This window comes from Streptococcus phocae (assembly GCF_001302265.1).
Taxonomy (GTDB): domain Bacteria; phylum Bacillota; class Bacilli; order Lactobacillales; family Streptococcaceae; genus Streptococcus; species Streptococcus phocae.
This window is the reverse complement of record NZ_LHQM01000047.1, coordinates 1-9,232: the sequence shown is the minus strand read 5'-3', so window position 1 is coordinate 9,232 and position 9,232 is coordinate 1. Positions and strand designations below refer to the sequence as shown.

The following is a 9,232-nucleotide window of genomic DNA, read 5'->3' as shown; positions in this document are numbered from 1 at the left end:
GATTCCGTCTCGCGCCATTAAAATTTAATATTACTTGGAAAGATAGCGAAGAGGCTAAACGCGGCGGACTGTAAATCCGCTCCTTCGGGTTCGGGGGTTCGAATCCCTCTCTTTCCATCCTTAACGGGCATAGTTTAAAGGTAGAACTAAGGTCTCCAAAACCTTCAGTGTGGGTTCGATTCCTACTGCCCGTGTTGGAATATGGCGGGTGTGGTGAAGTGGTTAACACATCAGATTGTGGCTCTGACATTCGTGGGTTCGATTCCCATCATTCGCCTATTTTATTGGGGTATAGCCAAGCGGTAAGGCAAGGGACTTTGACTCCCTCATGCGTTGGTTCGAATCCAGCTACCCCAGTTTAAATTAATTTTTAATGCCGGCGTGGCGGAATTGGCAGACGCGCTGGACTCAAAATCCAGTGTCCTCACGGACGTGCCGGTTCGACCCCGGCCGCCGGTATACTTAAAAAGACAAGGTTTTTAAACCTTGTCTTTTTGTTTGATTATTTTCGGTCAAAGTTGCTAAAAATTACTGAAGAAAATTTAGCTTTCTTTTTAGATTGATAGTTATTCTTTATCTAAAATATAGTCAGATTATTTTTAGTAAAAAATTCTTTTTGCAAAATTTCGTAATAGCGTTTATCTCTTCGATAAAGATCAACATATCTCCTAATTGCAGTCCGATATATCCAGGTTTTTATTTTATCAAATGGTAGGGAAGGTTCAGATTCTAATATTTGTAAAAAGACGTCTTGAGTAACATCTTGTGCTTGGCTAGGATTAACACCAGATTTAATAAGATAAGCTATTATTTTATTTATGATATTTTTTCTGTTAACATAGTTCTACTAGCCGTTGATTAGTACTTATAAGTAAAATAGTGTATTTTTGAAATTGAACAAATTATTGAAGTTTTTGGTGTGGTTTTGCTTTTTGGAAAAATTTTGAAAATGATTGGGGTATGAAAATTTCAAGTATGCTGAGGTTCAAAAACGTGATATTGAAAGAAAATCAGAAGAAAGGTAAATAATGTTGAAAATTATTAATATCCTTCATGAGTTTTATGATGATTTTGATTTCATTGAAGAAAAATGGAATGAAGACTATGAAGGGCTCCTTATGAAGACAAAAGAAGAGCAAAAATACATAAGGTGTCGTTTAGCAAAGAGAACTTCCAAAAAAGAAGGGTATTTTACGGTTTTTTGGAAAAAAGATCAATGTGGCAAGAATGCTCCTTATACTTATGAAGACTTGGGAGATGAACTTGTTATTGTTGTTGCGGATAGTTGTAACAGTGGACTGTTTATTTTCCCCAAAGAGAAAGCAATTAATAAAGGAATCCTCTCTACAAGAGATTGTAAAGGGAAAATGGCCATGCGTTTTTATCCGCCGTGGTGTAAAAACTTAAATAAAACAGCTCAGTCAACACAAAAATGGCAATTAGAATATTTTCGAAGTGGTAAAGTTGAGAACTAAATATATTTACAATATTTTGACATAGAAAAATTATGTAGGCAGTATTAGATGAGTGGTTATAAGATAGGTGAAGCATTTTTTTCTCTTTCAATCTTCTGCTCTGCCTATGATTGCTAGCTTAATCAGAACTTTTTCTTCATGGATAGTTTTTTATAGTAGGTTTTACACCGTCAACAAAAAACCACAAACATACCACGGACGTGTTAATACGACTCCAGTCGTTGGTATATTGAAGTTTAGCTAAGGTCTTGTGTATCAAGATTTTCTAGTATTGTTTATCGTAGATCAGTTATAGTCTATCCAAAATAGATTTTATTACTTTGAACTCTTTACAATTCTATATATATTTTTAGAGGCATTTGGATATCATCTCTGATTATAATGACTTTGTTCCTAGAACAATAGAAATATTTTATTATCAGATAAACTAATTAATTTTTATTGAAAAAACTAAAAAGAAATTGTATAATGACTGCGAAAATATGGTAAGGAGGCATATGATGTCGAAAAAAATAAGAATTTTCAATTATATAATGTCAACAGGCTTTATTGCATGGGCTATTGTCTGCACTTATACGAATATTGATTATTTGACGACTCTGATCGGATTAGTAGGTTTGTTAATTATACTTGCCTTAGGAAATTACTACTGTTACCATAGATATGTGAATAAAAAAAGATGTAATAATGTTTTTAAACATAAACAAGATAGCGATACTAAGATTCTACTAATCCTATTTTTTACTTTTCTTATTTGTGAACTAATTATAATGGGGATAATGCTTAGCTTTGGTGATGATTTTTCACTTAAAACTCAAAAGATAGTAGCTTGTTTACTATGTCTTTCAATCTTTTGTATGATGGTTGCTGGATATAAATTTGAAGTTGCTAAATTTCAAGATTCAAAAAAATTTTCGGAAGTTAGGAACCTTGGGATAGCTATAAATCCCAAACATCCAATAGGTCGTATCATCTACCTTAGTGCTTTTATCCTAATATTTTTTGTATTTTGCTTACTATTAATTTTGGGACCAACACACTAACTTATCGAAAAAGGTATTGGTTCATACGAAAACTATTAACATTAGATAGGGGTATTGATATTTCTGGTCAAGGATTAAGTGATTACCTTGGTTTAGGAGAATCTTAGAAACAGTAATTTTTGCGAGTAATATTAAAGGACAAGGTTATTGATGTTGTCTTTTTTTCTGCTAATCTTTTAAGTTGTATAAAATAGTTTATCGCTGTCGGATTGGAGTGGTAATCTAGTTTATTTTGGTATTGGTCTAGGACTGCCTTAGCTGCTTGATGGTATAATTTATTTGAATTTTTCATGATGTTTGTGTATATATTATAATATCTTTAAGGAGTATTTATGAAGACAATCATTGAAAGAGCTCCTGCAAAAATCAACCTTGGTCTGGATATCGGAGGGAAGCGTTTGGATGGGTATCATGAGCTATCTATGGTCATGATGAGTGTCGATTTATGTGACTATGTCACAGTAGATCACCTAAGTGAAGATGTCATTCGTTTGTCATCAAACTGTCCCAAAATGCCTGTCAATCATAAAAACGATGTGTATAAAGTTGCTCGATTAATCAAAGAGCAATTTTCAATCAATAGTGGTGTCTCTATTTTTTTGGATAAACGGATACCAGTTTGTGCTGGTCTGGGCGGTGGCTCTAGTGATGCTGCTGCAACCATTAGGGCTTTGGACACCTTATGGAATTTAGGGTTAACGAGGCAGCAAATGATTAATATTGGAATGCAAGTCGGTAGCGATGTTCCTTATTGCTTGTTTGGAGGATGTGCACAAGTGACAGGTAGAGGTGAAGTGGTTCGCCAGATTGATGGAAACTTGTCCTCTTGGGTTGTGCTAGTGAAACCAGAATTTGGGATTTCTACCCCAACGATTTTTTCAGATGTTGAGTGTGAGACGATTTCTAGAGTCCCTATTGATTGCTTGGTCACTGCTATTGAATCAAATGATTACAAGGCTTTGTTATCAGCTATGGGGAATTCTTTGGAGGATGTTTCGATTGCTAAGCGTCCATTGATTCAAAAAATAAAGGATAAGATGGTCCAATCAGGGGCAGATGCTGCTTTGATGACAGGAAGTGGTCCAACGGTTTTTGCCTTATGCCAAACAGAAAAGCAAGCTAATCGTGTTGTGAATAGTTTAAAAGGATTTTGTCGAGAAGTTTATAAGGTTAGAACGCTGTAGTCCTTGACTACAGTTGCTTCTTCGGGCTTGTCATGTTATAATTAACTGGTTAATGAAAGAGGGTAGTAATGGGGACTTTAGAGAAAAAAATTGATCATTTGGTCAATCAAATTTTATTAAAAGCGGAGAATCAGCACGAGTTATTATTTGGTGCTTGTCAAAGTGATGTTAAATTAACCAATACACAAGAACACATCTTGATGCTCTTGTCACAAGAAAAGTTAACCAATACTGATTTGGCTAAGAAGTTAAATATCAGTCAAGCAGCTGTAACTAAGGCGGTAAAAAGCCTAATCAAACATGATATGCTGGCAGGAACCAAGGATCTTGTTGATGCTCGAGTAACCTATTTTGAATTGACAGAATTGGCAAGACCAATAGCTGAAGAGCATACGCATCACCATGATGAAACCTTGAATGTTTATAGCCGTTTGCTGCAACATTTTTCTGAAGAAGAGCAAAAGGTTATTGAAACATTTTTAACCGTTTTTGCGGAGGAGTTAGAAGGGTAATACATGAGATACATAACAGTGAAGAATCTCTCTTTTCAGTATGAAAGTGATCCTGTTTTAGAGGGTGTTAACTATCATTTGGATAGTGGGGAATTTGTCACATTAACTGGGGAAAATGGTGCAGCCAAGTCTACCTTAATCAAAGCCACCTTAGGGATTTTAACGCCTAAAGTGGGACAGGTTTTCATTTCAAAGACTAACAAAGATGGTAAGAAGTTAAGAATAGCATACTTGCCTCAGCAAGTAGCTAGTTTCAATGCTGGTTTTCCATCAACTGTTTATGAGTTTGTCAGGTCAGGCCGTTATCCAAGGAGTGGTTGGTTCAGACGCTTGGACAAGCACGACGAAGAACATATCCAAGCGAGTTTGGAATCTGTCGGCATGTGGGAGAGTCGCCACAAGTCTATAGGTAGTTTGTCGGGTGGGCAAAAGCAACGTGTGGTTATTGCACGGATGTTTGCTTCGGATCCTGATATTTTTGTTCTAGACGAGCCGACAACCGGTATGGATAGTGGAACGACGGATACGTTTTATGAATTGATGAATCATAGCGCCCACAAGCATGGAAAATCGGTATTAATGATCACACATGACCCTGAAGAAGTCAAAGATTATGCAGATCGCAATATTCACCTTGTGAGAAACAAAGACCTTCCATGGCGTTGTTTTAATGTTCATGAGTTAGATGCTGATGATGTGGGAGGTAATCATGCTTGATATTTTATCCTATGACTTTATGCAAAGGGCAGTATTAGCAGTTATTGCGATTAGTATTTTTGCACCAATTTTAGGAATTTTTTTGATTCTTCGTCGTCAGAGTTTAATGAGTGACACTCTAAGTCACGTGTCCTTGGCCGGTGTTGCCTTTGGTGTGGTCTTAGGGGTATCTCCAACAATCACAACCATTATAGTTGTGGTGCTAGCTGCTATTTTGTTAGAGTACCTTAGAGTGGTTTATAAGCACTATATGGAAATTTCTACAGCTATTCTGATGTCACTTGGTTTGGCCATTTCCCTGATTTTGATGAGTAAATCGTCAAGTTCTTCAGGAATGAGCTTGGAGCAATACCTTTTTGGGTCTATCATAACCATCAGTAGCCAACAAGTGATTGCACTTTTTGTCATTGCCTTGATTATCGTGATTTTAACGACGTTATTCATTCGACCGATGTATATTTTAACCTTTGATGAGGACACTGCTTATGTCGACGGCTTGCCAGTTCGTTTGATGTCTGTTCTGTTTAATATTGTGACAGGTGTTGCGATTGCTTTGTCTATTCCAGCAGCAGGTGCCTTATTGGTGTCGACGATTATGGTTTTACCGGCCAGCATTGCAATGAGGTTGGGGACCAATTTTAAGTCCGTTATTGTTATTGGTATTATTATTGGGTTTATTGGCATGTTTTCAGGTATTTTCCTATCTTATTATTGGGAAACTCCGGCTAGTGCAACCATCACTTTGATTTTCATTAGTATTTTTTTGTTAGTCAATCTGCTTTCTTTAGTACGAAAAAAATAAAATCTACTAATCAGGAGAAGTCTCCTGATTTTTTTGATGGAATCTCTGAAAGAGAGAAGAAATCATCAAAAAAGTGTTTAAAAAGTAGAAATTTTTCGAAAATAACGACAAAACATTATTTATTTTAATAAAAGTGGGTTTTTCTCTTTACTTATGCCTTAGGGAATGTTATACTAAGGTTGTAAATAAGTTTTCCGAGTAAAAGTATCAGTTCATTCTATGTTTTATCTCTTTGAAGTTTTTTGCAAATAAATATAAAGAGGTATACCCTATATGACACAAGGTACAGTAAAATGGTTTAACGCAGAAAAAGGCTTCGGCTTTATTTCACAAGAAGATGGCGCAGATGTTTTTGCTCACTTTTCAGAAATCCAAACAGACGGTTTTAAATCGTTGGATGATGGCCAAAAAGTTAGCTTTAATATTGAGCAAGGTCAACGTGGCCTTCAAGCGACAAATATTACTAAAAACGCCTAATCACAAAAAACTCAGATGCTAAGCATCTGAGTTTTTTTATTGCTGTAACTAAAAAAACACACTATAATCAGTGTGTTTTTTGATTTAAAATTTGTGATATTGTTGAAGGAATCGCTATTTTTAATGATAAAGACTGCTTATTTTACGCTATTAGATAGTAGTCGGACAACCATAAGGAAACATCTGTGATCACATCCCTTAAGTACAGTGAGTTAGCAGTAAACAAAGAATTATTTATGCCTGTTAGCCCACAAAAAAAGCTGTTTGAGGCTATTCAAACAGCTTTTTGTCATTGTTATGTGATGCATCAGTTATTCTTTTTTTTAGTTTTTGAGCTTGCTGCAACTGATGCTCCGACTCCCATCAAAGAGACTAGTCCTAGTAATTGTAGTAGGGCACTTTCTTTAACCCCTGTTTTTGGTAATTGATGGTTACGTTCCATTCGACTATGTACAGGTGTTTTAGCATCAAGCTTAACAATATCTGAAGCTTTAGTGACAGACATTTTGAGTTGACGCTTTTTAGTTTCAGGAGTTTTAATTTGAGGAGTATTTACTTTTGGCGTTTTAGTTTCAGGAATCTTGATTTCAGGAGTGCTTACTTCAGGTAGTTTAGTATCAGGCTTGACAATCTCATCAACAGCTTTTTTAGCATCTTCTGCAGCTTGTTGTTTAGCAAGTTCAGCTTTAGCAACGTTGAGTTTTGCTTTAGCGGCATCGTATGCTTTTTTAGTTGTCATCACATTTTGTTTAGCAACGTTAAGAGCTTTTTGAGCAACTTGTAGCTGTGATTTAGCGTTTTCAAGTGCAAGTGTTGCATCACCATTGCCAGCAATTTCAGCTTTATGTTTGCTAAGAGCGTCTTGAGCTTGTACTAGAGCTTTATGAGCTACGTCGTATTTACCTTTAGCTGCTTCTAACTTGTCAAGTTTTGCTTTATTTTCGTTTGTTACAGCAACAAGTGTTTGTCTAGCTTTTAAGAGTGCGTTATTTGCAGTCGCTTGAGCAACTTTAGCTTGTTTAAGAGTTTCTTGTGTTGAGGCATGTGCTTTTTGAGCTTCAACTTGTGCAGCTTTAGCTTTAGCAAGCTTAGCATTTGCAGCATCAATAGCTTTTTGAGCACCCATTTGTGAAGCATTAGCAGCTTTTAATTCAGCAAGTTTAGCTTGAGCTACAGAGAGTTTAGCTTTCAATTCGCCAATGTTGTGAGCAGCTTTACTTTGCTTGAATGAAGCTTTAGTTTCCACGTTATTGTGTGAAGGTGTGAAAGCGAACAAGTGTTGGTGTAAACCGCTATTAAAACGTTGTAGAGTAAATACCATGTCTTGGACTTGACCATTTTCGAAGATACCTAACATGATTTGTGCGTGACCGTTTGCATGTTGTGAGTCACGTACAATCATACCGAGAATTGTAGAAACGATATCTGTTTTTAACTCAGCTAAATTGGTGGTAGAAGAATTAGTAAACCCTTGACCTAAGGTTTCACTCGATAAACTTTTAATCAACGCGTTATTAATTTGAGAGCGAGCGGCATCAAGAACGTGACCTTTGTTACCTTGTGGGTAGTTTTCTTTCAAAAATTTATCGTATTCAAGAGAAGCTTTAATTGATTGTGGTGAAACTTTGACACGTGGAAGTGTTTTTTGACCATCTAAAACGTTTTCGAATTCTTCACGAATAGAATTTAACGAATTTTCAGCAAACTTACTTAATCGTAAAAACTCTTGATCAGTCATATTGTTAATGTCAATTATAATTTTATCTTCACCTTTATCTTCAAGGTCTTCAATATAATCATCAAGTTTATCAAAGAGAAAGTTGCTAATCTCGTCAACTACTGGGTTCGAGTCTGGTTTTTGAACTGCTTCAAAGACTTTTTTAAGTGTAGAAGAATTTACATCCATTTTAAATGTATCATCTTTTACGTTTTCAGATGTTTGATTTTGACCTTGTGCAACAATTTCAGATTGAATTGAATTCACGTTTTTTTCAGCTGAGTCTTTTTCAGATTTAGCGTTGTCAAGTTTTGATTGAATGTCTTTTACTTTGCCTTCAGCCACAGAGATTTGTTTTTCATCGACTTTAGCAGATGTTTTGCTTGCATCTTTAACTTCTTTTTCAGCTTTAGAAACATTTTCATTTGCAACTGTGACTTGTTTAGCAGTTTGAGTCACTTTAGCTTGAGCATCATTTACGTTTTCAGTTTTTTCAGCGACATCTTTTTGAGCTGCAACAACATTTTGTTCTGCTGTTTCAACTTTTTGAGTTGCAGGTTTTACTTCTGCTTCAATTGTAGCAAGTTCTTGTTTAGCATCGTTTTCTACAACTTGTGTTTCTTGTACGACTTTTTCAAGATTTGCAGTTTGAGCTTGTTTTTCAGCAAGTAGAGCCCGTGTTTCTTTTTGAGAACGCTCAGTTGCTTCTGTGGCAATGATAACTGCTTCATTAGCTTTCTCAACGTTTTCAGTTGATGCTTTTTCAGTTTCAAGTGCTTTATCGTATTCAGCTTTAGTTTCAGTAACTTCTTTTTCAGCAACAGCAACGTTTTCATTTGCTTGATTAAGTTGTGTATTTTCAACTGCAACAGTTTCAGTTGCTTGATTAGCGGGTGCTAGGTTTTTTACACCATCAGCGTTTACTGTGAATGCAGAACCCGTTACCGCGAAAGCAGCAGCTGAAGCAAGTGTGACTTTAGAAAATTTATTGGAATTCATAGTTGATTTTTTTACTCCTTATTTCTTTTGTCTTATTATATAAAATCACCTAGTCATAATATGACTAGGTGCTTATTTTTAAAAAATTATAATATAAAATTTTTGATGCTTTTTAGCTTTTGCTAGACTTGAAGAAGTTTTTTTGATTGACACGATTAAAACATTGTCAGAGAATCAGAATAAATAGTGTGTTTTAATGTAATTTGCAGAAAATATTAACTTATTTTCATAAAAGAAAGCTTTTCTGTTTACTTATGCCTTAGGGCATGTTATACTAAGGTTGTAATTAAGTTTTCCGAGTAAAAG

Annotated in this window: 8 protein-coding genes, 5 tRNA genes and 1 pseudogene; 12 read left to right on the top strand and 2 right to left on the bottom strand. The window is 35.5% G+C overall.

The window, feature by feature from the left end; translation table 11 throughout:
- Positions 1-36 precede the first annotated feature (36 nt).
- From AKK44_RS08045 to AKK44_RS08025, 5 genes are all read left to right on the top strand, one after another.
- Positions 37-117: transfer RNA gene (locus AKK44_RS08045), tRNA-Tyr, on the top strand.
- Positions 118-123: 6 nt separating this feature from the next.
- Positions 124-194, top strand: a tRNA-Trp gene (locus AKK44_RS08040).
- A 10-nt stretch (positions 195-204) separates the two neighbouring features.
- Positions 205-277 (top strand) — tRNA-His (locus AKK44_RS08035).
- 8 nt (positions 278-285) lie between these two features.
- Positions 286-357, top strand: a tRNA-Gln gene (locus AKK44_RS08030).
- A gap of 18 nt (positions 358-375) precedes the next feature.
- A tRNA-Leu gene (locus AKK44_RS08025) sits at positions 376-459 on the top strand.
- 130 nt (positions 460-589) lie between these two features.
- Here the strand turns inward: AKK44_RS08025 and AKK44_RS08795 are convergent.
- Positions 590-823, bottom strand: a pseudogene (locus tag AKK44_RS08795) (RNA polymerase sigma factor); the annotation flags it as partial.
- Between the two features lie 208 nt (positions 824-1,031).
- On the opposite strand from AKK44_RS08795, the gene AKK44_RS08020 reads away from it, so the two are divergent.
- From AKK44_RS08020 to AKK44_RS07990, 7 genes are all read left to right on the top strand, one after another.
- Entirely contained in the window at positions 1,032-1,475 is a 444-nt protein-coding gene (locus AKK44_RS08020; RefSeq protein WP_054279257.1) for a MepB family protein, read from the top strand.
- Positions 1,476-1,975: 500 nt separating this feature from the next.
- A complete protein-coding gene (locus AKK44_RS08015) occupies positions 1,976-2,518 on the top strand; it encodes a hypothetical protein (RefSeq protein ID WP_054279256.1) in 543 nt (180 codons plus the stop codon).
- Positions 2,519-2,850: 332 nt separating this feature from the next.
- A complete protein-coding gene (gene ispE, locus AKK44_RS08010) occupies positions 2,851-3,702 on the top strand; it encodes a 4-(cytidine 5'-diphospho)-2-C-methyl-D-erythritol kinase (protein WP_054279255.1) in 852 nt (283 codons plus the stop codon).
- A gap of 68 nt (positions 3,703-3,770) precedes the next feature.
- Positions 3,771-4,214: a zinc-dependent MarR family transcriptional regulator gene (locus AKK44_RS08005; RefSeq protein WP_054279254.1), complete on the top strand. Its 444-nt coding sequence runs from the start codon at positions 3,771-3,773 to the stop codon at positions 4,212-4,214.
- Between the two features lie 3 nt (positions 4,215-4,217).
- Positions 4,218-4,931, top strand: coding sequence for a metal ABC transporter ATP-binding protein (locus tag AKK44_RS08000; RefSeq protein WP_037595372.1), 714 nt, complete (start codon positions 4,218-4,220; stop codon positions 4,929-4,931).
- Positions 4,924-5,733 carry a metal ABC transporter permease gene (locus tag AKK44_RS07995; protein ID WP_037595373.1) on the top strand — a complete coding sequence of 270 codons (810 nt, stop codon included), beginning with the start codon at positions 4,924-4,926 and terminating at the stop codon, positions 5,731-5,733. The genes AKK44_RS08000 and AKK44_RS07995 overlap by 8 nt, the downstream gene beginning before the upstream one ends.
- A gap of 273 nt (positions 5,734-6,006) precedes the next feature.
- The gene (locus tag AKK44_RS07990) at positions 6,007-6,210 is read left to right on the top strand and encodes a cold-shock protein (protein ID WP_037595375.1); all 204 of its coding nucleotides are present in this window, start codon (positions 6,007-6,009) and stop codon (positions 6,208-6,210) included.
- A gap of 307 nt (positions 6,211-6,517) precedes the next feature.
- Here the strand turns inward: AKK44_RS07990 and AKK44_RS07985 are convergent, their stop codons facing one another.
- Positions 6,518-8,926 (bottom strand): SEC10/PgrA surface exclusion domain-containing protein, encoded by a 2,409-nt coding sequence (locus tag AKK44_RS07985; RefSeq protein ID WP_054279253.1) that lies wholly within the window; start codon positions 8,924-8,926, stop codon positions 6,518-6,520.
- Positions 8,927-9,232: the final 306 nt, after the last annotated feature.